This is a genomic window from Gemmatimonadota bacterium (genome assembly GCA_026705765.1).
Classification (GTDB): domain Bacteria; phylum Latescibacterota; class UBA2968; order UBA2968; family UBA2968; genus VXRD01.
On record JAPPAB010000104.1, the window covers coordinates 25,127 to 49,517 of the forward strand.

Annotated in this window: 24 protein-coding genes; 21 read left to right on the forward strand and 3 right to left on the reverse strand. The window is 49.9% G+C overall.

Going from position 1 to position 24,391, the window contains the following annotated elements; all coding sequences use genetic code 11:
* The first annotated feature begins 1 nt into the window (after position 1).
* The 7 genes from OXH16_13965 to OXH16_13995 all read left to right on the forward strand — a co-directional run bounded on the left by OXH16_13965 (position 2) and on the right by OXH16_13995 (position 6,866).
* The gene (locus OXH16_13965; GenBank protein ID MCY3682502.1) at positions 2-1,216 is read left to right on the forward strand and encodes a right-handed parallel beta-helix repeat-containing protein; all 1,215 of its coding nucleotides are present in this window, start codon (positions 2-4) and stop codon (positions 1,214-1,216) included.
* A 143-nt stretch (positions 1,217-1,359) separates the two neighbouring features.
* Positions 1,360-2,163, forward strand: coding sequence for a methyltransferase domain-containing protein (locus OXH16_13970; GenBank protein ID MCY3682503.1), 804 nt, complete (start codon positions 1,360-1,362; stop codon positions 2,161-2,163).
* 609 nt (positions 2,164-2,772) lie between these two features.
* Positions 2,773-3,510, forward strand: coding sequence for a class I SAM-dependent methyltransferase (locus tag OXH16_13975; GenBank protein MCY3682504.1), 738 nt, complete (start codon positions 2,773-2,775; stop codon positions 3,508-3,510).
* Positions 3,507-4,568 carry an LD-carboxypeptidase gene (locus tag OXH16_13980; GenBank protein ID MCY3682505.1) on the forward strand — a complete coding sequence of 354 codons (1,062 nt, stop codon included), beginning with the start codon at positions 3,507-3,509 and terminating at the stop codon, positions 4,566-4,568. Before OXH16_13975 ends, OXH16_13980 begins: the two co-directional genes overlap by 4 nt.
* Entirely contained in the window at positions 4,549-5,178 is a 630-nt protein-coding gene (locus OXH16_13985; GenBank protein ID MCY3682506.1) for an HAD-IA family hydrolase, read from the forward strand. The genes OXH16_13980 and OXH16_13985 overlap by 20 nt, the downstream gene beginning before the upstream one ends.
* 11 nt (positions 5,179-5,189) lie before the next feature.
* The gene (locus OXH16_13990) at positions 5,190-5,786 is read left to right on the forward strand and encodes an alpha/beta hydrolase (protein MCY3682507.1); all 597 of its coding nucleotides are present in this window, start codon (positions 5,190-5,192) and stop codon (positions 5,784-5,786) included.
* An 81-nt stretch (positions 5,787-5,867) separates the two neighbouring features.
* The gene (locus OXH16_13995) at positions 5,868-6,866 is read left to right on the forward strand and encodes an aldo/keto reductase (protein MCY3682508.1); all 999 of its coding nucleotides are present in this window, start codon (positions 5,868-5,870) and stop codon (positions 6,864-6,866) included.
* 17 nt (positions 6,867-6,883) lie between these two features.
* Here OXH16_13995 and OXH16_14000 read toward each other — a convergent pair whose 3' ends face one another.
* On the reverse strand, positions 6,884-7,060 hold the full coding sequence (locus OXH16_14000) for a hypothetical protein (GenBank protein MCY3682509.1): 177 nt from the start codon (positions 7,058-7,060) through the stop codon (positions 6,884-6,886).
* A gap of 102 nt (positions 7,061-7,162) precedes the next feature.
* On the opposite strand from OXH16_14000, the gene OXH16_14005 reads away from it, so the two are divergent.
* Genes OXH16_14005 through OXH16_14020 form a run of 4 tightly spaced genes read left to right on the forward strand, consistent with a single transcriptional unit; the run spans position 7,163 to position 13,472 of the window.
* The gene (locus OXH16_14005; GenBank protein ID MCY3682510.1) at positions 7,163-8,416 is read left to right on the forward strand and encodes a DUF1552 domain-containing protein; all 1,254 of its coding nucleotides are present in this window, start codon (positions 7,163-7,165) and stop codon (positions 8,414-8,416) included.
* Positions 8,413-10,875, forward strand: coding sequence for a DUF1592 domain-containing protein (locus OXH16_14010; protein ID MCY3682511.1), 2,463 nt, complete (start codon positions 8,413-8,415; stop codon positions 10,873-10,875). Before OXH16_14005 ends, OXH16_14010 begins: the two co-directional genes overlap by 4 nt.
* A 32-nt stretch (positions 10,876-10,907) precedes the next feature.
* Positions 10,908-12,155, forward strand: a complete 1,248-nt coding sequence (locus OXH16_14015) for a sulfatase-like hydrolase/transferase (GenBank protein ID MCY3682512.1) — start codon at positions 10,908-10,910, stop codon at positions 12,153-12,155.
* Between the two features lie 18 nt (positions 12,156-12,173).
* A complete protein-coding gene (locus OXH16_14020) occupies positions 12,174-13,472 on the forward strand; it encodes a sulfatase-like hydrolase/transferase (protein MCY3682513.1) in 1,299 nt (432 codons plus the stop codon).
* Here OXH16_14020 and OXH16_14025 read toward each other — a convergent pair whose 3' ends face one another.
* Entirely contained in the window at positions 13,473-14,792 is a 1,320-nt protein-coding gene (locus tag OXH16_14025; GenBank protein MCY3682514.1) for a sulfatase, read from the reverse strand.
* A gap of 212 nt (positions 14,793-15,004) precedes the next feature.
* Here OXH16_14025 and OXH16_14030 point away from each other — a divergent pair, with 212 nt between their 5' ends.
* The 6 genes from OXH16_14030 to OXH16_14055 all read left to right on the forward strand — a co-directional run bounded on the left by OXH16_14030 (position 15,005) and on the right by OXH16_14055 (position 19,304).
* Positions 15,005-15,724: a hypothetical protein gene (locus OXH16_14030; protein MCY3682515.1), complete on the forward strand. Its 720-nt coding sequence runs from the start codon at positions 15,005-15,007 to the stop codon at positions 15,722-15,724.
* Between the two features lie 3 nt (positions 15,725-15,727).
* Positions 15,728-16,993 carry a sulfatase-like hydrolase/transferase gene (locus OXH16_14035; GenBank protein ID MCY3682516.1) on the forward strand — a complete coding sequence of 422 codons (1,266 nt, stop codon included), beginning with the start codon at positions 15,728-15,730 and terminating at the stop codon, positions 16,991-16,993.
* A 119-nt stretch (positions 16,994-17,112) separates the two neighbouring features.
* Positions 17,113-17,349, forward strand: coding sequence for a DUF4160 domain-containing protein (locus OXH16_14040; GenBank protein MCY3682517.1), 237 nt, complete (start codon positions 17,113-17,115; stop codon positions 17,347-17,349).
* Positions 17,330-17,632, forward strand: a complete 303-nt coding sequence (locus OXH16_14045; GenBank protein MCY3682518.1) for a DUF2442 domain-containing protein — start codon at positions 17,330-17,332, stop codon at positions 17,630-17,632. Before OXH16_14040 ends, OXH16_14045 begins: the two co-directional genes overlap by 20 nt.
* Positions 17,633-17,698: 66 nt before the next feature.
* Positions 17,699-18,607 (forward strand): EamA family transporter, encoded by a 909-nt coding sequence (locus OXH16_14050; GenBank protein ID MCY3682519.1) that lies wholly within the window; start codon positions 17,699-17,701, stop codon positions 18,605-18,607.
* Between the two features lie 34 nt (positions 18,608-18,641).
* Positions 18,642-19,304 carry a class I SAM-dependent methyltransferase gene (locus tag OXH16_14055; GenBank protein ID MCY3682520.1) on the forward strand — a complete coding sequence of 221 codons (663 nt, stop codon included), beginning with the start codon at positions 18,642-18,644 and terminating at the stop codon, positions 19,302-19,304.
* Between the two features lie 73 nt (positions 19,305-19,377).
* Here the strand turns inward: OXH16_14055 and OXH16_14060 are convergent, their stop codons facing one another.
* Positions 19,378-20,184, reverse strand: a complete 807-nt coding sequence (locus tag OXH16_14060; GenBank protein ID MCY3682521.1) for a hypothetical protein — start codon at positions 20,182-20,184, stop codon at positions 19,378-19,380.
* 145 nt (positions 20,185-20,329) lie between these two features.
* On the opposite strand from OXH16_14060, the gene OXH16_14065 reads away from it, so the two are divergent.
* From OXH16_14065 to OXH16_14080, 4 genes are all read left to right on the forward strand, one after another.
* Positions 20,330-20,926: a DUF3841 domain-containing protein gene (locus OXH16_14065; protein MCY3682522.1), complete on the forward strand. Its 597-nt coding sequence runs from the start codon at positions 20,330-20,332 to the stop codon at positions 20,924-20,926.
* 135 nt (positions 20,927-21,061) lie between these two features.
* Positions 21,062-22,129, forward strand: a complete 1,068-nt coding sequence (locus OXH16_14070; protein ID MCY3682523.1) for a serine hydrolase — start codon at positions 21,062-21,064, stop codon at positions 22,127-22,129.
* A 33-nt stretch (positions 22,130-22,162) separates the two neighbouring features.
* Positions 22,163-23,458 carry a serine hydrolase gene (locus tag OXH16_14075; GenBank protein MCY3682524.1) on the forward strand — a complete coding sequence of 432 codons (1,296 nt, stop codon included), beginning with the start codon at positions 22,163-22,165 and terminating at the stop codon, positions 23,456-23,458.
* Positions 23,455-24,381: a phosphotransferase gene (locus OXH16_14080; GenBank protein ID MCY3682525.1), complete on the forward strand. Its 927-nt coding sequence runs from the start codon at positions 23,455-23,457 to the stop codon at positions 24,379-24,381. The genes OXH16_14075 and OXH16_14080 overlap by 4 nt, the downstream gene beginning before the upstream one ends.
* Positions 24,382-24,391: the final 10 nt, after the last annotated feature.

Here is a 24,391-nt window from a genome sequence, read left to right on the forward strand (position 1 = left end):
TATGATGAGCAAAATAATCACGGCATCTCTCGATCAGGATTCGGCTACCTCGGGGATTCAGGAGGCGATTGACGCCCTTGGCGAGCGAGGTGGGAGCGTTCGGATTCCGGCAGGCAAATGGCGGCTACGTCAGTCAATTGTCCTCCGAAGTGGCATAAGCCTCATCGGCGATGGATCAGCGACTGAACTGACGATAGCTGCACCCAGGGCACTATTCCTGATTCGAGATGCCCGCAAAGGTTCCCGCAACATCTACTTGCGCGGACGAGTGCCTTTTGTAGCAGACGATGGCGTCGGGTTGACCGACCGTCCTCGCCAATGGTGGGATGGAACCCACGCGCTGGTGAGGTCGATAAAGGGCAACCTCGTTCGCTTGAGTGAGCCACTGAACAGGGGCCTGAGGGTGAAAGAGGGTGCCCAGATCGTCGGCCTCTTCCCGGGCATTACCGCTGTTAGGAGAGATGACGTGAGCCTGCGCGATCTGACGCTACGCGGATCGAGAGATCCCAAAGGGCGCTGGTGGCAAGACTTCACTTACAGCGCTGTACACACTATCTACTGTAGAGGTGTACGCATCCAGAATGTAGCGGTCATCGACTGGCCGAGTGACGGCATCAGTGTGCAGGGCGGCTCGGATGCGCAGGTCACCCACTGTCAGGTTCGCTTTTGTCGCGGACACGGATACCATCCCGGTACAGGTCTGGAACGCAGCATTTGGTCACACAACATCGCCATTGGAAACGGCGGAGACGGTCTGTACTTCTGCGGCCATGTGCGCGACTCTATATGCAGCGATAGCGTGTTCACAGGCAACGAACACAGTGGCATCGGCGGTGTAGGGCACGGGGAGGATCATCACAACATCATCAGCAACAATGTATGCTCAGAGAATGGCAAATGGGGCATTAACGCAAGCGATGGCGTGGAACATGTGATCGTCGGGAACATCCTCCGTAGCAATTCCTGGAAGGAGCCAGGAACTTATCCCGCCCTGCGTCTGCACAATGCCAAAAGATTTCTTGTTCAGGGCAACCGTTGCGCCGATGATGTTGACAAATCTCCGACGGTTGGAGGCGACACACCGTGCCAGACGCGAGGCATCGTCGAGAGTGGGCACAGTGACTGGAACCTTGTGAGTGGCAATGTCTGTATAGGAATGGCCGAGCCGATCACGGTGATAGGCCGCAATTCCCGCGCACAAGGGAATCTTTTTTGAAGCGGAAAAACAAAACCCGGATACTGAATGTCTCCGCTTTATCTTATTGAAAGCATACCATGCCTCCTCAAAAATGCATCCTTTAAAGTGTTTTTATAGGCTAAATCATTGGTGAATCTTTAAACATTTTGGAGGATATTTTCATGAAATTCGATGAACGAGATCTATATACTGGACTCTCCGCACTTCATTGGGCTACGATATCGACGTCAGACCCCCGCAGAGACAAGTCATTCTACAGAGGTATCCTTGAGAAAACTGGAGGTAAGACCCTGGAACTGGGATGCGGAGCGGGGCGGTTACTACTGACCTTTTTGCAAGAAGGATTTGATGTACAGGGGGTGGACATTTCGGGCGATATGCTATCTGTATGTCGCCAGCATGCGAACGCGATGGGGCTGGACCCCGTGCTCTATGAGCAGCAAATGCAGCAGTTGGATCTCCCCAATCGTTTTAATGCCATCTATATCCCGTGCGGCGGTTTCCAGTGTGTAATGGGGCGGCGAGCGGCATTGGAAACGCTCCGCCGATGCCACGCTCATTTGGAGCCTGGTGGAATTCTCGCCTTTAATGTTGCCCCAGCCCATAGTTTTTATTACTGGGGCCCCAAAGAGATTCACGCATGGCCTGGCGAGTGGAAACAGATCGCCAACAAGGAGCTTGAAGACAGAAAGCGTCTGCTGGTTTACCACCACAAGATTTTTGAAGATACGGTGGCGCAATATGCTGTCCGAGAACGGCGATATGAACTATACGAAGGTAATCGTCTCATAAAGGAAGAAATTCACACCGGACAGACGCACTGGTACCATCGAAATGAACTGATGTGGATGCTGGAATTGGCAGGCTTTCAAGATGTCGATGTCAAAGGGGATTGGACAGACGAGACCCTGAATTCCGAACACGAAAAAGAGATGATCTTCGTTGCTACCAAGAATGGGAAGTGACAGCAAGCATAGTGTGTAAAAAAATAAAAAAAAGGGGGCTAATCGCTTTCGTTTATCTACACATTTTGATATATTGTCAGAAGACTTAGATAGGCACCTGCGAAGATGAGAAAGGACCTGCCATGGCAAGAAATTCACAAGCAACCAATGGCCAAAGAGTGCATGTCATCTCAAGAAAAGATGGTTGGGCAGTCAAGAAGGAAGGGAATTCCAAAGCTTCAAAAATCTACAGCACTAAGTCCGCTGCCGAAAGAAACGCAAGCAAGATTTCGAAGGGTAGGGATGTCGTCATCCACGAACGAGATGGATCCATACAAAAATGGAAACGGGCTAAGTGAACAGATGAGTTCAACGAGTTTATGGCGGACTTTTATCAAAAGAGAGAGGCCGAGGGCTTTAGGGACAAAGATCTACAAATGATGCCTGTGCCTGAGTATGTCGGGTTCATTGAGGAGTGGGTAAGATGAATAGAAGCCTGAGGATAAATTCGTGTTTTCAGCCCCGTGTGCATTTCCCACGCACGGGGTTTTCGTTTAGTCAAGTGGGCTTGACCCGTTTTGGTGGAGCTACAAACAATATTTTTTTGGACAATTCTCGTAGAGGTAGATTATGGATGACAGCTACTTTAATGAACGAAGAGCGGCGACGTACGATGATGATGCCGAGATGTTCGATCCTGCAGTAGTTGATCCTATCGTCAATTTTCTTGTCAAGCTTTCGGGTGATGGAAGTGCCCTTGAATTCGGCATTGGCACAGGGCGAATCGCATTGCCACTTGCCCGGCGAGGAGTCCCTGTGCATGGTGTGGACATGTCCAAGGCAATGATCGAGAGGCTTAAGTTGAAGCAAGATGGCGAAGAAGTTGATGTAACGATTGGCGATTTTTCGACAACTATTGTTGATGGCTCGTTCTCTTTGGTATACCTCGTGTTCAACACAATCATGAACCTCACGACACAGACGTCTCAAGTAGCTTGCTTTCGTAATGCGGCAGTGCATCTCAAGCCTGGAGGCCATTTCGTTATCGAAGTTATGGTTCCTCAGCTTCAGCGCCTGGCGAAAAGTGAGACGTTACTCGCTTACGACCTCAGCGAAAAGCATTGGGGTGTTGATGAGTATGATGTTGTCTCGCAGGGTCTAACGTCTCATCACGCCCGAATCGTCGATGGCAATATAGAGCTGTTTTCTACACCATTTAGATACGTCTGGCCAGCGGAGCTCGATTTGATGGCTCAGCTTGCTGGAATGATATTAGTGGAACGCTGGGCAGGTTGGGATCAAGAGCCATTTACTGGCGTAAGTCACAGCCATGTTTCAGTCTGGGTGAAACCGAACAGATTAAAATGAAACCATCGCTTACTAAACCACCAAAGCTTCAAGAGGGAGATAAGGTAGCCACTGTATCTCTGTCATGGGGTGGACCGGGGCTAATTCCACATCGATATGAAGCTGGAAAAAAACAACTGGAAGAAGCATTTGGCCTGGTCGTAATCGAGATGCCTCATACACTCAGAGAGCCAAAATGGCTCTCTGAGAATCCAAAAGCGCGTGCGGATGACTTGATGGAAGCCTTTTCAAACTCAGAAATCAAAGGAATTATATCGACTATTGGCGGCGATGACTCGATTAGAATTCTTCGTCACCTGGACCTTGATCTTATCAGGAAGAATCCGAAGCCCTTCGTGGGATATTCCGATACGACCGTTTCCCACTTTGCGTGCCTAAAGGCGGGCATTGTCTCCTTTTATGGTCCAGCAATTATGGCAGGATTTGCCGAGAACGGTGGGTTGTTTCCCTACATGGTGAACTCCGTTAGACGGACCTTATTTGATTCTGGAAATATTGGTGAAATACCGGAGAATCGAGATGGCTGGACCGTCGAACGTCTTGACTGGGCAAATCCTGCGAATCAAAAAAGAAAGAGGATCCTTCAAGGCTCTGCGGGTTGGCAGTATCTCCAGGGAGAAGGGCAAACGGAAGGACACCTCATAGGTGGTTGCCTCGAAGTTCTCGACTGGATAAGAAGTACAGACGTTTGGCCTGACAAGGAAGTGTGGAAAGGTGCGATACTCTTTATCGAAACGTCTGAAGAAACACCGCCGCCAAGTACGGTAACCCGATTTTTCCGGTCTCTTGCTGCGATGGATATTCTTCCATCTTTGAGTGGAATTCTCTTTGGAAGACCAGGTGGCCACGAGTTGTCGCCTGATTCGTTTCACGCTTATGACGACGCCATACTTCAGATAGTCGCTGACGAGGAAGGACTGACTTCGCTCCCCATAATTACGCAGATGGATTTTGGGCACACAGATCCGATGTTCGTTCTTCCGTATGGGATTCAAGCAGAAATCGACTCTGATCGGCGCAAATTTACCATTTTGGAGAATGCGGTCGAACCTGATTGAAATGACGAACGTAATCTTGACAGACCTTGATGGGGTAATTCGGATCTGGTCCCCTGAAATACACCGAAAGGCTGAGCGTGCAACCGGGTTACCCGAAGGAGCCATTTTCGGGATTGCATTCTCAGATGACTTGCTCCCCCTGGTGATCACAGGACGAATCTCTGACGATGAGTGGCGGCGGAGAATTGCGGACCTGCTCAGCAAGGACTTCCCGGAAGCCGACGCGGAGCGCGCGGTTGAACTCTGGTCCGCATCGCCGGGAGAAGTCGATTTGGAGGTCCTGGAGATCTTGCGGACTTGTCGGGAAAAGGCTAAGTTAGTCCTCATCAGCAATGCGACATCGAGATTACCCTCAGATCTTCGGCGATTGGGCATCGCCGAGGATTTCGATTACATCATCAACTCCTCAGAGGTCGGGTTTACAAAACCCGATCCCAACATCTACTTCACAGCCCTGGATACCGTGGGCGCAACTCCGGGACAGGCTCTGTTCATAGACGACAAAGCCGGACATGTGGCAGCGGCGACCAGATTGGGCATAGCCGGACACACCTATACTGGAGCCGACGGCCTTCGGCAAAAGCTGGATCATCTGGGGCTTCTTCAATAACGAGGATAACTTTGCCGGAACCTATTTTTACACTCCTACGCCGAACCTACGCCTTCAAGAAGACGACAGACTGCGACATCCATCTCGACGTGTACTCGTCGGAAGAGATGGCCAAAATATCCCCCGCCGTAGTGTGGATTCACGGCGGGGCACTCATAATGGGCAGTCGAGAAAACGGTCAGAGCCACGCGGCTCGCTACGTGGATGCGGGATACAAAGTCATCTCGATCGACTACCGGCTCACCCCTGAGACCAAACTACCGGAGATCATAGCAGACGTCCGCGATGCGTTTGGATGGATTCGGTCGAACGCAGATGAACTCGGCGTCGATCCTGCGAAGGATCCCGAGTTTTTCACGCCGTACTGCCCAGATCAAAACATCGATGCGAACTATCCGCCAACGCTGTTGCTACACGGGACAGACGACACCGACGTGCCTTACGAACTGTCTGTGCGTATGCAGAACCGTCTGAAGGAGGCGGGCGTAGATCACGAGATGGTTACAATTGAGGGCGGCGGTCACGGATTCGATGGACGCTGGTGGGACCCTCGAGTGAAAGCCGCCTTCGCGAGAGTATTGGGATTCCTGGACAACCACTTGAATTGACAGAGTCATTCCGTTCAATGTTTGACTGCCGGCGTGTATGCGAGAAAAGCAACATGACGGCGAAAGGAGTACGGTATTCATATGAAGCGTCGAGCACTTGGAAATACGGGCGTGAATGTCAGCGAACTTGGTCTGGGCACAGCTTTTATGGCTGGCCAAGGCCAACAAGGTGTAAACGAATGTATTGCCCTGGCAGTTGACCGGGGGATCAATTACTTCGATACGGCTGCCGCCTATGGCAAAGGCAAAGATGAGCGTATGTTAGGTGAGGCATTGCGAGGTCGCCGGGAAAAGGTATTCTTGGCGACCAAGGTAGGTGGTGTAAAAGACCCGGGGGGACACCGCACAGTCAATTCTCTCATGCGACAATTTGAAGAGAGTCTGGGCAGGCTTCAGACCGACTATGTGGATCTGATCCAGCTACATGAGGCAGATCAGCGAAAGTGGTGGTCAGATGATCCTGTGCCTAAAGAGATTGCCATATCCCACGGAGGACCGCTGATTATAGACGAGGAAGAGTATGACTTTCCGGCGGCACCCTGTTTGGAGTTTCTTCGCATTGCAAAGAAACAAGGCAAGACACGCTTCATTGGCATCACTGGTAAAGATGCACGACGCCTTGCTCGGCTGGTCAGCGCCACGGAATTGGACTCAATGATGGTCGCACACCAATACAATCCGATTTATCGCAACGCTACTCGCTTTCTGCTTCCCCTTACCGAAAAAGAGGGCGTAGGAGTGGTTGGTGGTGCGATGTTTATGAAGGGCTGGCTTGCCGTTGCCAGGTCAGACTGGCGTAACCATCTTCCCGAATGGATGGATGAAGGCTTCCACCGCGCTTATTGCAAATACCTGGACATCCAGGCATCATCGGGTCTGGAGTTGCCGGAACTCACCCTGCGCTGGCTACTGCCTGAGCAGCGTCTCAAATGTATTGTGACTGGCTTCAAAAATCCTCATGAAGTCGAATCGAATATCGACGCCATTGAGCGTGGTCCCCTCCCCGCCGATCTCCAGTCTGAGATTGACGCGATTGGGATCATACATCCATTACTGTATCAGGGAAGAACGACAATCTGAACCCCTATCCAATGATGTTACATCTCCAAATCAATCTCACCGTCTATCTCGATCTTAAATGCATACGCCTGATCGTTTGGTTTCTCGTCGGGCAAAACGATTTGCAAACCATCGTGATCCTGATTCCAGGTCAAGGGCTGATCGCATCCAAGCAATCGAACAGATCGAATATCGCCAATGCGAGTGAAGCGCAAGGCGAAGACATCAATCGCCGGCTTGACAAAAGATTTTATTACCTGCTATATTAGAACGAATTTTGGCATAGAGATCCTAACTTAATATAGAAGAGGATAAGCATGAACGTCATCTCTGAACTTTTGCAAGCGCGGGTTAATCGTCGGCACTTCTTACAGGGCGCTGGCGTAGCACTATCTTTGCCCTTCTTAGAAAGCAACATGGTGTACGGTGCGGCGAATCCGAGGCGTCTGGTCTGCGTGGGCAATCATCTGGGATTCTGGCCGGGTGGATTTTTTCCCGAGCAGTCCGGTAAGGACTATGAAACGAGCCTGACGCTGAAGTATATCGATTCACACCGAAATGATTTTACTATCTTTTCAAATCTCGATCACGGTACGGGCGGTGGGCACTCCGGCGTACATGTATTTCTGAGCAGCATACGCAAGGAAGAAGCCGCAGGTTTCCCCGAAAAAAATATGACACTGGACCAGGTAGCGGCTGAGTATGTGGGCAGTACAACGCGCTTTCCCTCAATTACTGCAGGGCTGGGCAGGGGCACAGACATGGTCTGGACGCGGTCGGGCGTAAACGTGGCACCGATTAACAATCCCGCCCGCATTTTTCAGGCTTTGTTTGTACAGAATGATGAAGCTATGCGAAGCGCAGAGCGCCGTGCGTTATCAAATCGGGGCAGTGTGCTTGACGCCTTAATCGAGTCGGCAAAGACACTCGATGGGCAGTTGAATGCGGCGGACCGCGGTAAGCTCGATCAATACCTGACTTCGGTGCGCGACGTCGAGCGTCGCCTGCAAATGTCGCGCGAATGGCTCGACAGACCCAAGCCCGAATCTCCAATCGAACCCGTGGAAGACCTCGAACGGATGCAAATTGAGGAAATGCCGCTTTTCTACGATCTGCTAACACTGGCATTACAGACAGACTCGACACGGGTTGTGACCTTTGAAATCCCCATGGGCTTTAAGACGTCCGAACTCAACCTCGGAGGATATCACGGTCTTTCGCATCACGGCCAGGAGGAGGGGCGATTGAAAGACCTGCAGATTGTAGAAAAATATTTGTTGACTCAGTTTAGTCGTTTTATGGATCGCCTCAAAGAAGCAAATGTGCTTGACGACACGCTGGTCGTTCTGGGAAGTGGCATGGGCGATGGCTCAAGGCATTCCAATAGGAATTTGCCAGTAATTCTCGCTGGAGGCGGTTTGAGACATCAGGGACATCTCGTATGTCCTGCTGAGGCACACAAACGGATCCCACTGTCAAATCTCTGGCTTTCCGTCTTGCAGTGGTTTGGTGTAGAGCGAGACAGCTTTGGCAAAAGCACAGGGACCTTTTCTGCGATGGAGATTTCATGAAACGAATTTTGATGGTCATTGCCTTCACGCTATGCGCGCATTCTGTCTGGGCAGAACTACCCAGGGCATTTCTCACACAATATTGTGTCAAGTGCCACGGTCCAAGCGTGCAAAAAGCCGATCGGCGCTTTGATCAGTTCTCCGAGACAATCGCCAACTTCAAAGAATTAGAACTCTGGCAGGATATTGTCGATCAGCTCAACCTGCAGTCGATGCCACCGAAGCGTCAGATGCAGCCGGGTAAAGATGAGGTGCTCGCCACTGTTCAGATGATTACAACATCAATTGCTGAAGCGCGTATGCGATTGTCGGGCAAAGGACAGCGCACACCTCTGAGACGGCTCAACGCCTGGGAATATCGCCAGACACTCGGCGATTTACTCGGTCTGAATATGGAAGCCTGGGATCCGACGGAGGATTTTCCGCCCGAAGTGAAAGTCAAGGGCTTTGATAACAATGCTGCCGGGCTTGTCACGTCGGGCATGTTGCTCGATCACTATTTGCGCGTTGCAGAAGAAGCCGTCACACGCGCCACGCATTTTGAAGCCAGACCCGAAGCCAAAACTTACGTGCAAAAATCACCCTTCTATTTTACAAACAAACAGGCCAATTCCTTGTCCTTGCCCAAGGTCTTTAGAGAGGATCGCTTTCGGTTTGTGTCAGATACGGGATACGATGATCTCACTGGACGTCACTACCGCGGTGGTCATATTGGCTTTTATCCGCTGGCGAATGGTGGCGCCCCTGTCAGTGGTACCTACACCATAAGGGTACAGGCGGCAGCAATTGATCGCAATCATCATTATGACAGAGAACTCAACGATTTTTCCAAAGGCGATCCGCTTGTGCTGGAGTTGGCGGCAGTAGATCGCAAAGGCAGTGTAGAGAGCACGGGCAATATTACGCGCGAATACACGCTTGCAACCGTTGAACTGACCCGCGAAGCGCCTCAATGGTTTGAATGGGATGTTTATCTGGAAAAAGGATTTGAGCCCGAGGTTCGTTTTCGCAATGGAACGCTGGCAACCAAAGCCCTGGTACGCAAACTTACCAGAGCAAAAAATCCAAAACCCGAAATCTTGCCCTTTGTGGATCAGAAAGCGGGAAATAAAAGAAATCACGCGCTGCTCAAGGTTTATCGCGGGCCTAAGCTAAGGATTTGGGAAATTCAGGTTAGTGGTCCTCAAGAGAAAGACTGGCCTCCACGCGGACATCAGTTGATGTATGGCGACCTAAAACCCGAGGACCTGGATCAAAAGCGCATTTCAGAGCGTTTGCGTGCATTTGCCACAGCCGCTTTTCGCAGGCCCTTGCGGCCCGGAGAACTGGCACCATTTGAGTCGCTTGCGCATGAAAAACTCAGCAATGGCATGGAGCCGTTAACCGCATTACAACTGGGTTTTCAGACCATTCTCAGTTCGCCTGCTTTTCTGTTTTTGCATGAAGGCGAGGGCGCTCTGGACGATTATTCTCTGGCGGCTCGATTATCCTATTTTTTGTGGTCTTCTGCACCGGATGATGAACTGATAGCACTTGCCCAACAGAATAAACTCAGCGACCCGGCCACGCTCAGTAAGCAGATCTATCGCATGCTCAAAGACACAAAATCGCACCGCTTTGTTAAAAATTTCATTCGCGTGTGGCTCCACTATGACAATATTGGTGAGATGCCACCCTCCCCCGATTTTAGAGTCTATTTTCGCGACAACCTCGGCCCTGCTATGGCGACTGAAACAGAGACGTTTTTTCGGCACGTACTCGATAACAATCTCTCGCCCCGCGAATTTCTTTCTGCTGATTATTCCTTTCTCAATCGGGAACTCGCCCGGCATTATGGGATAGAAGGTATTGAGGGAGATCATTTTCGCCGGGTTCCCCTCATCGGGACGCCACGCGGAGGTTTGATGGGCCAGGGCAGTTTTCTCATGGCTTCGGCCAATGGCGTAGATACTTCGCCCGTGGTGCGCGGGATTTATGTGCTGGAAAATTTGTTGGGATACACACCGCCGCCACCGCCGGACGATGTGCCCGAGATTGAGCCAGACACGCGCGGGGCAACGACCATCAGAGATCAACTGGTCAAGCACCGCGAGATGCCGACCTGTGCCCAATGCCATAGCAAAATTGATCCCCCTGGTTTCGCGCTGGAAAACTTTGATGCGATCGGCGGTTGGCGAACCCACTATACCAGAAGCGCAACGATTGATCCCTCGGGACAATTGCCGAGTGGCGAGACCTTCCAATCCTTCGTCGAATTTCGCAAGATAGTGGCAAAGCGCCACGCAGAGTTCACGCGCTGTCTGACAGAAAAATTGCTGACCTATGCGATTGGTCGCGAGTTGGGCATTACTGATCGACCAGCGATTGATGCAATAGAGCAAGATGTACAGGAAAAAAATAAGGGCCTGCGCGATCTCATCACCCTCGTTGTTTTGAGCGACCCTTTCAAAAGCAACTAAAAAAGGATCGACCTCTCCCCCACCCCGAATACATGATACACAGACCAAACATCCTGTTCATATTTCCCGACCAGCTTAGCGCCAGATGGTTGCCGTTCTATGGGAACCAGATCGTTCACGCCCCCAATCTATCACAATTCGCCGAAAAAAACGCGCAATTCAATCGCGCTTATACGAATGTACCGCTATGCACCCCCTACAGAGCTTGCCTGCTCACCGGTCAATACCCGAGCCAAACCGGCGTTACAGGAAATGGTATGCGCCTCCCCGTGAATCAGCCGACCATTGCCCATCACCTGAACCGGGCAGGTTATGACACGCACTATATCGGGAAATGGCATTTGAGCGGTGAAAAACAGAACGGGTGGGTCCCGCCAGGACTGCGGGGAGGCTTTCAACACTTCATTGGGTGGGAAAGCCATCATGTAGATCACAATGCCGGACTGATCTGGTACGATGATCCCGACACCCCCGTAAAGCTTCGTGGGCACGAAACCGATGGCTTGACAGATATTGTCTGCGAAGAACTGGAATCGCTATCATCCCCGAAGTCCCCATTCTTCATGGCCGTGTCGTATCAAGCACCCCACCCTCCGTGTTCGCCCCCGATGACCGACATGCAGCGATATGACAAGTCCGTACTGGATAACCCACCCAACACAGACCACGACGCCTGGTTCAAGAATATAGGCTGGAATGCGGACTACGGTGTTGAAGAATTCAGGAAGCGGTACTTTGGGGAAATCTCTCAGTTGGACACCGCGTTTGGCCGCGTATTAAAAACACTGGAAAAGACTGGACTGGCAGATGATACTGTCGTCATCTTCACATCTGACCATGGAGATATGGCCGGTTGTCATGGCCTGTTCGGAAAAGGCGTTATGTTCGATGAGTCTGTTCGCGTCCCCCTGCTCATCCGCGTACCCGGAACAGCACAATGTGTTGTTGAGAAACCAGTATCTACCGTAGATCTATTCGCCACAATTCTCCATCTGGCCGATGCTGAAAATCCAGGAAAAACTGAAGGACGCTCTCTACTCCCCTGCATGACCGGAGAGCCAGATATCGCAACCGATGTCTTCATCGAACACAAAGATGATTGCATTATCAGGGGTGACGTAAAGCTAATTACGAAACGGAACGAGAATGACATTACACATTGCTTTGATCTGGCGGACGACCCGTATGAACGCAACAACCTGGCTCAGAGTCTGAACTCCGAAACCAGAGACAGCATGCTCCTCGCGCTTAACCAATGGAGAAATCGAACGAGGAGTTGATTGAAAGGAGATTTATCGATGAATGTACTTGTTTTGATGAGCGATCATCACAGATTTGACGCATTGGGATGCCTGGGGAACCCACTGGCTCATACGCCCAATCTAGATCGCCTGGCCGAAAAGAGTGTGCGATTTGACCAGTGTTATACACAGTCACCCGTGTGTTCGCCAGCGCGGCACAGTTTGGCAACCGGCAAATATGTCCATACACATGGCGTTTTTACCAATAACTCAATGCCCTATCCGGGGATGTACACTATCGCACACGCTGTGCAACCCCTGAATTATCGTCGATTCCATCTGGGACATATGCACTGGAAAGATCCCGATATGGACAATGGCTATGAGCCAGAAATAACACAACAGATGTGGCGCGAGACAATGCCTGAGAATATGCTCGCCCGATACGACTGGGAAAATGAGGGCGTATTGCGGCGGTCATCTGGCGGGCCAAGTCCGCGAAGTCGGGAGCAGTATTGGGGATATCATGTGGCCACGGAGTCGATTCGACAGATTGAAGAAGCCGTCAGTAAAGGGGAGAAGTTTTTGTCCTGGACGAGTTTTACGGAGCCTCATCCCCCATTTTACCCGCCCAAAGAAATTTATGAAAAGATTGATCAGTCAAAGATCGAATTACCAGAGCAAGCACCTGCTGATGCGCCGTTGCCCCACAGTGATATTTTGAGAAAACGAAAAGAGTGGGCGCATTTGACACCCGTGGAACTGCGGCAGGTGATTGCGGGATATTATGGGATGATTGAGCTTGTGGATGGGTATTGTGGGATGGTTTTAGATGCACTGGATCGGTTGGGAATCAGGGACGAGACGATTGTAATCTGGACAGCAGATCACGGCGACCAGATGTGGGAACACGAGATGTTTTTGAAGTTTAATATGCGAGAGGCTTCAGTGCATGTGCCGTTGTTGATTTCTGATCCCAGAATTCGATCGGGCGTGCGGGGGGAATTCGTAGAACACATTGATTTATTTCCGACGATTTGTGATTTGATTGGAGCTGAGGTTCCCGACTCTGTACACGGACAGTCGTTGAAACCATTGCTGGATGGAGAGACAGCCCCTGATGATTGGCGGGATGCGGTATTCAGTCAGATTGGTGATACTCAGATGATTCGGACGGAGACGGAAAAGTTGAATGTATATCAGGGTGAGGCAGGAGAGTATTTTGATCTATCGGAGGATCCGAAGGAGTTTTATAATCAGATTGGGGATGAAAGATATCAAGAACGCGTGGGCGTGTTATTTGAACGGGTGAAGGCGTGGGAGCGTGCGTATGGCCGCGATGACGGTCAGGGATGATCACATACTGCAAAGCCCCTTCACCTCCTGCAGCATCGGATCTTCCGTCTTCTCTGCCATCTGTACGAGTAGCCCTGCTAACCGCTTCTTCTCACCTGAAGTCTGTGGCGCGTCGATGAGATTTACCATCTCCAGCGGATCGGATTCGTGGTCATACAGGACATTGTGAATACCTGGTGAAAACACGTAGCGACCATCCCATACGGCACGCCATCCATCGGGCTGGGTCGCGCCTCGGAGTCCCATATATACACAGTCGTTCTTCACGCCTTTCCCCTCCAGACACCAGCTCGCCATACTGTCGCCCTGCATCACATCGGGAACCTCCAGTCCCGCCAGGTCCAGAATCGTGGGCGTGAGATCCACGCTACTCACCAGCGCATCACACACCTGATTTGGTTTGATGCGATCGGGCCATCGCACGATGAACGGAATGCGAAATGCGGTCGCAAAGGGACTTCCCTTGCCTCGAAAGTTGCGCTCATCGGGTTCGCAGTGGCTGCCCAGCTTATCGCCGTGATCGCTTACATAGACCACGATCGTATTGTCTGCAATTCCCAGTTCCTCCAGGCCAGCCATCACACGTCCGATCTCCACATCCACCGCCGTTACCTGAGCGTAATACATCTGGTAAAGCCCCCGAAGCTCGCGTTCCCGCTCTCCAAACCGTCCTTTCACATCATCTGGCAGCTCAAAGGTATCTGGATCGTACATATCCAGGTACTTCTGCGGACACTGTTCGGGCTTGTGCGGCGGGCCATATCCCAAATAGTAGAGCCAAGGACGACCGGCGTCGCGATTCCGTTTTGCAAAGTCCAGAGCCATATCCGTATGCCACGTCGGCTCCCAGTCATAGCCTTCGATCCGCACCCTCTCGCGATTCTCGTTGTAGTCCCAGACTTCAAAAAACTCGTGCCCTTTCTGGTATCCGTGCCATTCCTGCCATCCCGCTCGCCTGGGACCTGGCTCAATAAATCCACCCCATCCTCTGGGCTTAAACCCATCCAGATGCCACTTTCCGATATAGCCTGTGGCATATCCAGCATCCGCAAACAGATCGGCAAATGTGATCAGCTCGGGATTCAGCAGAATATTGTTCACATCCACGCCGTGGGTATGGCAATACAATCCGGTCTGCATCGTCCCCCGAAATGGGGAACACACAGGGCTGGACGAGGCGCAGCGCGAGAACCGGATCCCCTCCGACGCAAGGCGGTCCAGATTCGGCGTTTTCACCTGCGAGTCACCTGCACAACCCATCACAGTTCCGCGGTGCTGGTCGGGCTGAATCACCAGCACATTCGGCTTTTCATTCGACATTATCTGTCCTCCATCAGTTGCTCCTGCAGTACAATTCGCGCCCGATACAATAGCAACTTAGCCTTTGCAGGTCAAGCCCAGCCAAAGTAGGGCATAGAGCGTTTTCCAACACCCTTTGGAATCCATACCAGATGGTACTTGCACTCCCCCTAAGTATGTCGTAGAATCTGAATGTCGTTCATTGAGAGCCTTTCTCGGAAAGGAGCGCGGAAATGGCTGAGCCCTGGGAATATATCCATACAAAGAGGGTATTGAACAAATACGGTTTGCCCGCCGGAGCCTTTGATCCGGAGGCGCCGGGAGAGCAGACATACGACATCTACTGGATGAACATTCGGACGACGCGAGGGAGCAGGTCTCACGAGCCTGAGGCTACGCTCAGGATTTCCGCCAGGAATGAAGGTGAAGACCGTCATTTGGGAATCACCTGCTCGGACCTTAAGTTCGATAACACAACAGAGATTAATGCACAATGCGAGAACAACGCACTCACATCTCCAAAGACCTGGACGCTAAAGTATTCCAACGGGACCGCGGCGGGAAAAGGACTGGTTGAATACACCCAGAAAGGGGAAATCCAAAATAGCCGACTTTTGATGGATGGCAAAGAGCCTGTGCGCTCAAAAACGCTTGGCCCCTATACCGCCGACTGGTGTCTTTTTGACGCAGTCCAGCGGCTAAGTGCCAGAAAGGACACTGCAAAGTACACATTTGACCTGATAGAAGAATTCTCGATGATCCGGGAAAACCAGTTTCTGGTATATCGCGGGACATCGGAGATCACAACAGATCAAAGTGCTGTGACTGCCGATGTGTATTGCCACTACGGAGAATCCGTTATTCCCACCTGTTATTATGTAGATGCAAATGGGCGATTATTTCTCGTAGTGAGTACGCGCCGGACAGTGATCCTCAAGAAGGAGGCGTCATAAGCGATGGAACAAAGACCCAATATTCTTCTGATTACGACCGACCAGCATAGCGCGGAAGCCCTTGGGCATCTGGGGTGTAATGACGTGAAGACACCCTGTATGGACCGGCTTGCAGCAAGGGGAATCAGCTTTACAAAATCCTATAGCGCGAATCCAGTCTGCTGTCCAGCGCGTGCGAGTTGGTTTACCGGACGCCACACACCCGAAAACGGAGTAGTAACTAACGGTGCCAACATGGTTCCATCCATGCCGGACCTGGGACAATGGCTGAACAAAAATGGTTACAACGCCTACTACAGCGGGAAATGGCATATTCCCGGCAGAGATGTCGCACAGAGTTTCCACCATATCTGCCCCGATCCACGGAATACGGCTGAGACCGGAGACATTGCTTCGACCCGCAGTGCAATCGGTTTTCTCCAGAACTACAAGGAGAAAGACCCCTTCTTCCTGTCAGTCGGACTCTTGAATCCACACGATATCTGCTCTTTCGTGCTAACGCATACGATGCACGACGGGGAGATGCCGTTCCCCGAGATTGACGACCTGCCCCCACTACCCCCCAATTTCGAGACAGACATGGCGGAACCGGAAAAAATCATAAGCTCTCGGAATCAAAAACTGGCAGATCGAGGCGAAGAATCCGGTATGGAAAAGTGGGAAGAGAAACTCTACCGTTACTATATTTGGACTTACTACCGCTACATTGAAAAGGTGGATGGGCAGATCGGCCTGATCCTGGACGCGCTCGAAAACTCAGCATTTAAGGACAATACGGTCGTACTCCTTACCTCCGACCATGGGGACGGGCATATTCGACACAAGATGGTCTTTAAGAGCTTTCTATACGATGAGGCTGTGCGGGTGCCCTTTATCATGAGCTGGCCCGGTCACATCGAAGAACAGGTGATCGACCAGGAGCATCTCGTATCGGGCGTGGATGTTTTTCCGACAGTTTGTGATTATGCCGGGATCTCGCCGCCTCCCATGATGCGAGGATACAGCCTGCGTGCGATTGCTGAAGGGGAATATCCAGATTGGCGGGATTTTGTGGTTGCACACGCCACCGGAGGCGGTAAAATGCTCCGCACCAACACACACAAGCTCATTACCTATGAGGGCGATCCAGTAATCCAGCTCTTCGACCTGGAAGCGGATCCCTGGGAGACTAGGAACCTGGCAGAAACACCCGACTCAAAGGCACTGGCAAGTGAAATGCAGGCATCCCTAACTGATTTTGAGAGTGAGTTCGAGCTGGCGGGGACCTGAATACCCCTTTACTTCCTTTGGTCGTTCAGCCCTTTGAATACATTTCCCTTGACAATTTTCATATTTCATTGAAAATTGTTATTTGATTCCATTTCATTGTAAAACAATGATATACGTACATGCCAACTTTTTTTTCAAACGGTCCTTACCGATTTTTCTTTTATGCAGGTGACCGGGATGAACCGATTCATGTTCATGTAGAAAGAGATGATTCTATCGCAAAATTTTGGATAGAACCTATCCGATTACAGAGAAGCAGAGGTTTTCGCAGTGCGGATCTGAGGCGTATAAGAAGGATTATTGAAAAAAAACAAGACGATATTGTGGAGTTCTGGAATGAGTATTTCAATGATTGAAATTCAGCCTACGCTTGCGGAGCGTATCTCTATCGACGATGAGTCTCTAATGATAGACTTAGTCGATGGACGAAGCATAAGCGTCCCTTTAGAATGGTATCCCCGTCTATTGCATGGCACCCCTCAAGAGCGCAATAATTGGCGACTCATCGGTCGGGGTGAAGGCATCCATTGGCCTGATCTGGATGAGGATATCAGCGTCGAAAATGTGTGGGCCGGCCGACCTTCAGGAGAGAGCCAACGTTCGCTAAAGCGATGGTTAGAAGCACGCAATAAAGCGTAGTACTCGACTTGCCCGTTTTTTACGATAAGATACCCTCCCTGATTCAATAATTCAAAAAATGTCGCCTTGACCCTCACCGCCATCATCCTAATCCTCATATCCGCCTTCACTCATGTGGGCTGGAACCTGTTGTGTAAGCGGGAACACCCGTCCTCCGCCTTCTTCCTCCTGGTCAACACATTTGGGACTCTGTGCCTGATTCCCGCACTCATCCTATTCGGTTTCGCAATTCCCACATTCCCTACCTCCGTATGGCTCTTGCTTATCGCAACAGGTATTTTTCAGACCATCTACATCCTCGGCTTGGCCAACGCCTACCAGAGAGGAGACCTGTCCATCCTCTACCCCATCGCCCGGTCCTCTCCAGTCATCGTGGTCATTATCGTGACGCTCTTTTTTGACCGTGCCGACCAGGTCAGCACACAGTGCATTTGGGGCATTGCTCTGGTTGCCGTTGGAATGTTTATCCTGCCCATGAAGAATCTGAGTGATTTCCATATTGACAACTACCTGAATGCATCGGTATTGTTTGCATTGATGGCCGCCTTCGCCTCAGCCGGTTATTCGATCATCGACGACGAGGCTTTGCGCTTCCTCAGAGATACTCCCGCCCTCCCCATTGCAGGCTGGCAGGCTACGATTCTCTACGCCTTTTTCGAAGGCCTCATTACCTCTATCTGGTTGGGCGTTTGGGTTCTATTTCAAAAACGCGGTCGCATCCTGATGTGGGAAATCCTGAAAACACGGACATCTCGCGCCCTGCTGGCAGGTACTGGCATGGCCGTCGCTTATACTCTGGTCCTGATCAGCCTGGCCTTTGTCTCAAACGTCAGCTATGTCGTTACTTTTCGCCAGATCAGCATTCCCCTGGGCACTATTTTCGGTATCCTCCTTCTCAAAGAACCCGGCTACACACCCAAATATCTCGGAACCGCCATCATCTTCACAGGACTCGTTCTCGTCGGAACCGGATAGAGGAAACGCATAACACAGATCACAAAGGAGACCCATGCCATTCAAAATCGCTGACGATCCAGAGACCGATTATCGGGACCTGGTAAGGGCCGCTTATAACCGGTGTGCGAGGGATTACGCTGGGCAAAGGCGTACCACGCCTGAAGCGGAGCTCAACTTGATAACTGAGCATCTGATATCTGGCTCAAAAGTCCTTGATGTTGGATGTGGTGCTGGTATCCCGGTTGCACAACATCTTGCCGGGACATTCAGCCTCACTGGGATCGACATCTCCTCAAACATGATCGCTTTAGCTAAGAAAAACGTCCCCACAGCCGAATTCATCATCGCCGACGTAATGAAGACCGAATTCCCCTCAGGTAGCTTCGATGCAATTGTCAGCTTTTACGCCATCTTCCATATCCCGAGACAGGAGCACCAGGACCTCTTTCGTAGATTTGCACAATGGCTTCGGCCCGGTGGCCTCCTTCTGTTTACGGTTGCAAGGTACGACGATGGGCCTGGATATACCGAAGATGATTTCTTTGGCGGGACCATGTACTGGAGCAACTTTGGCCCCTCTACCTACAAGAAATTTCTTATTGAGAATGGGTTTCAGATTGAACAGGAAGGTACCATAGGAGGAGGATCCAAAAGTATTGATGTGCCGGAAGAGGTTCACCCATTTTTCTTCGCCGTCAAAAGAGAGGGCTTGTAGATAGGTCTTCAGCGAATAGCGTGGTCCCGGCTACGGAGCACATGATTCAGGTGCAAGCAAAAAAACACCAATCCTACTCACGCTTGTCATCGCGAAACCGGAATGCTTTGCCACCTACCAACTGATCACTTGTAACGGTTGGACACCAGTATTTTTCGATGTGTTCAATCGTGAGATCCGTGCCCTGGAAATGACCTCCGTGATCACAGTGATGGGAGTCAGTCAGATCGCGACACAGAAATGGTTTCTTACCCATATAGACGAGTTGACGAATACCAAATGGCCGACCAAGCACGCAGATGTTTGCAGCAACTCCCATCACGAGTACATTCTCAATGCGTTGAAGCAGATTATATACTTCCTGGCCATCGTCGCTGATCGCATCCTCCTCAGCAATCTCAATCGTCTCAATCTGGCGAACCCAGGACGCATAACTCTCTTTACAACAAGGCTCAAGGGTATGGCACGAGCACGGTCCTGGATTGATGATTCCAATCGGTAATGGTGACTCTTCGAGTTGGCAAATCTCGCGGGGTTGGTCCCATCCATTCCATTTGAATTCAACCGAAGCCTCTACAAAAGGCGCTTCCTCGGCCCGTTTGCGTTGTGGTGTCTTGTCGTAGAATCCCATACAACTGCTGGGAGCGTGTATGATCAGCGCGCCTTCTTTTCGAATACCTGCTATGACTTCATTCATGCGAGGTGCCATTTCAGCGACCCGTTCGGCAGTCGAAATGCAGTGATGAGTATCCCACATATCACAGATGATAACAGCGGCTCTCGCCGGATTCCATTCTACTGTTTTTGTAGCGATTTCAAACGTGCCCGTGCTATCGTCAGGTTTCGCGCGTATGCGTGTATCCAAAGTAAATCCAGCCATAGCTCTCTCCATGAAAAGTCATCGATCCTTAGCATTGTAGATCACCATATATAACAGTATATTGATTGATGAAAAAAGATAAACTCTATAGCAAGCAAAGAGTCAAGGAAAAACCTCTAAAAGCCCATCTGCCATTCCACAAATTATGACGCTTTGGACGATTCAATCTATGGCTGCCTGGAAGATCTTGCAGCGGAAACAAGTCCTTTTCGCCGATCAGAGATATGCAGAGGATTTGTTTCTCGACGCTTACAGGTGGACAGCAAATCAAATGAAGCACCGAATAGAATCTAAATCTGAGATTATGTCTTTGCCTTTATGGGCCTGGTATCAATGGGATGGTATTAAAAGACGTAAACCCGATTTACGCAGCAGTGGTCATTTACCCAAAGGCCAACGCGGTGTAAGGATCGAATTCGAGCAATCAGACAAAGGAGTTTTGTTATCCGATTTTGATCTATGGCACTATGTCCTCAATTACTGGTATTTGCCTCAAACCGTGACCGAAGGAGAAGCATTTGAGGCCGAGTTATCTGAGCACAATCTGTCTTTTTTTAAGATGAAGCCTCTACCTGTTCGCGCATACCATCAACGCATAGAAGATAGTTGGAATCGTATATTTGACCTTGATTGGGTTGATGAAGAGATTTCAGAACCTTACGAAAAAAAGCGAATTCAAGCCACGTTCTGGAAGTTGCATTTTGATCAGATAAAAGATGTGCAGGTTTTCACCGCCAGATGACGAGAATGTCATTATCTTTGGGTGGTTCGTGAATTCGTTAGTGGTTTTCGAGTCGAAAATACGTAGTAGAGATTCCACATGTTGAAGCCAGCTTTAGCCCTATTACTATGGTTCGTTTGCCTTCCCAGCGTCGCAATGGCACAAGAAACCAGCGAATCTACCCTACCCGATGACTGGCCCGTATCAACACTTGAATCGGAAGGGATCGATCCAGAACCGATAGTTCAGGTTGCAAACCAGATACGTAGCCAGACGTACGAGAACATCCATAGCTTTCTGATCGTCAGAAATGGCAAGCTGGTATTCGAAGCGTATTACACCGGCACAGATGGTGCGAGAGGCGCGGTTGAGTTCGGCGAGCAAACCCTGCATGATACACGATCTGTTTCCAAGAGCATCACATCTACACTAATCGGCATCGCCATTGATCGTGGGTATATCGACTCTGTAGATGTGCCGATGGCTCGTTTTTTTTCGGAGTATGCCCACCACCTGACGGAAAAAAAAGAGCGAATTACCCTGAAACATCTACTGACCATGACCGCCGGATTCAACTGGGATCAATCTGGCGCACATAACTCTGAGCCGGGTTCCCTCAATTCCGAAGCGCAGATGGAGAACGCCAGCGACTTCATAGAGTATGTGCTTTCCAGAGAACTGTCGGACGAACCAGGTTCACGATTCAACTACAACAGCGGTTGTTTCATCTTGCTCGCTGGCGTAATCAAGCGGGCATCGGGTATGCATGTGGACAAATTCGCAGATAACCATCTCTTTGCGCCACTCGAAATAGATCACTCAGAATGGTGGTACACCAAAAGTGGCCTGCCCCAAACGCATGCTGGCTTGCGACTCAGGCCGCGCGACATGGCCAAGATCGGCCAACTCTATGTAGATAATGGGCGTTTTCAGGGCAAACAGATTGTATCGGCAACCTGGATCAGCGAGTCGGCGAAGGGGCATTACAGCAACGACCGATACGGGTTTGGCTGGTGGCTCGATAATTTTCCATACCGCGGACGATCAGTTGACGTTCTTGCGGCCGAAGGAAACGGCGGTCAGTTCATCTTCGCCATCCCAGAGTTGTCTTTGGTCATCGTCTTTACGGGAGGCAACTACGGTTTGTCTGTGGCCAATCAGGCGTTCCGGATCGCGATTAATCACGTGTTGCCTGCGATCAGCGAGACAGAGAATGGCCAATAGAATAACAGCAACCAGTGTCCAAACGGAGAATTCATGCCAGACGTGACCATTCAAGATCAGATTGGTGCAATTATAGAAAAAGCGATAAATGAGACCCAATTGGTGGGAGCATCAGTGGGTGTTATGCGCCACAATGAGGTCATTCAGGCGCGTGGATATGGCTATGCAGATTTAAATAAAAAAGTAAAAGCTACTGAACATACTGTTTACCGGATTGGCTCAATAACGAAACAGTTTACGGCCCTCGCCATCATGATTCTTGTTGAACAGGGCAAAGTGAACTTGAATGATATGATGGTGGACTATCTGCCCAATTATCCCCAAAAAGATCATAAAGTCACAATAGATCAGCTTCTCAACCATACATCGGGCATCAAAAGCTATACAGATATCGAGAAATTTTGGGAAATATCTGAACGCGATCTTTCCCGGCAGGAGGTCGTTGGTCTGTTCTCGTCAGAACCCGTTGAATTCTCCCCAGGTGAAAATTACCAGTACAATAACTCAGGGTATTACCTCCTGGGCTTGATAATCGAAAATGTATCTGGCATGAGCTATGCTGACTTTCTCAAAGCGAACGTATGGCAGCCTTTGGAAATGTTTGACACCTACTATTTGGGGAAAACCAAACCTATCAAGAATCTCGCAACGGGTTATGATCATAAGGATGATGAATTTGTTTTGGCGCATCCCCTCGGCATGGATAACCCATTCTCGGGCGGCTCATTGGGGTCCAGTGTATTAGACCTACTGAAATGGCAGACTGCACTAAACGAGAATCGACTCATATCACGACAAAGCTATAATAAGATGATTGAGCCAGGTCTTTTAAGGAATGGGAAACATACTACATACGGATATGGTTTTTTTCTAAGCAATCTCAATGGGTATCGCAAAATTGAGCATGGCGGAACCATAAACGGATTTCGTGCCCAATTATCTGCTTATCCCGATGATGGTCTTACTGTCACTGTATTGTGCAATCTCAACTCTGCTCCACAAGCACAACTTGAGAGTCAAGTTTCACGCCTGATGTTGGGGATTCCTGAAATCGTAATTGATGAGATCCAGGTGTCAGAAGATAACCTCGAAATCTATACGGGCACTTACAAGTGGAGGTCAACTATGGCACCCGTGCCATTCCCAGTATCAGTTGCAGAAGGTACACTCAGAGTAAGTGGTCGTTCACTTCGAGCCATAGGAAATCATACCTTTGTTTTTTCTACCGATCCGTATTACACAGTGACTTTCACCGTTAAAGATGGCAAATCTATAAACTTTCGAGCTGAGAGGGAGGGGCAAGTAACGGATGCCCTTCGATACGAATGAAGTTTCTGAATCCAACATTTGAGGAAAACAGGTTAAACCTCATTGAATATTTGTCTATTGCAGTTGGTAAAGAAATCATCGGCCTCAGAAGACAGCCCCAACCTACGACAGGAGGCATAGAGAATCGCAATTACTATATCTATGCAAAAACGGATGGTGGAAATGTTGATTTCGTTCTACGATGCGAACCCGAACATATCCCCCAATGGCGAAAAAGCTATGATCTGTATAATCTTCACCGAGAATTCTTGATTTTACAGGAACTACATAAACTAAATCTAAAGCTTCACACCCCCCAAGTTTGGGGATTTGATCATGGAGAAACTTTTGGTGTCCCCAGTTTTCTGATGGAATGTCTGCCTGGCAAGCATCTAAAATGGACATTCCATCCGTCCTATAGCGACCAATTGGTTTCACAACTGGCAGAGTTGATTGCATATATTTCTACTATCGACTACAGGGAATCCGATAGTCTCGAATCTATTCTCCCCGTTCGCACAATGTGTAGCAACCTTACCTGGTTAGATGAGAACTCTCGCACATTTAGAAATGATCCATTGGTGAAATATTCGCTCTTCTGGCTGAGTGAACGGCTTCCAAATGCTCGTCCTCTAACCTTTTGTCACGGAGATCCAAACCCACAAAATTTTCTTCATAAAAATGGTGTTATATATGCTGCCATAGATTGGGAATTTGCTTGTTTGAAAAATGATCCACTCGGTGAAATTCTATGCGTAGGTTGGTTACACCAAAAACCGGAACTTAAGACCATTTTTTGTCAGGCATTTGGCAGGGATGTTTCGGAGCTACTATGGTTTGAAGTGTGTGGATTATTTGGTGCAACATACGTGAATGTTAATAAGAAGAATTTCGAAGTAAATAGGGAAAAACTTACTCAACTTGTGAGCTACAGGAAACACTGACTTATTATCT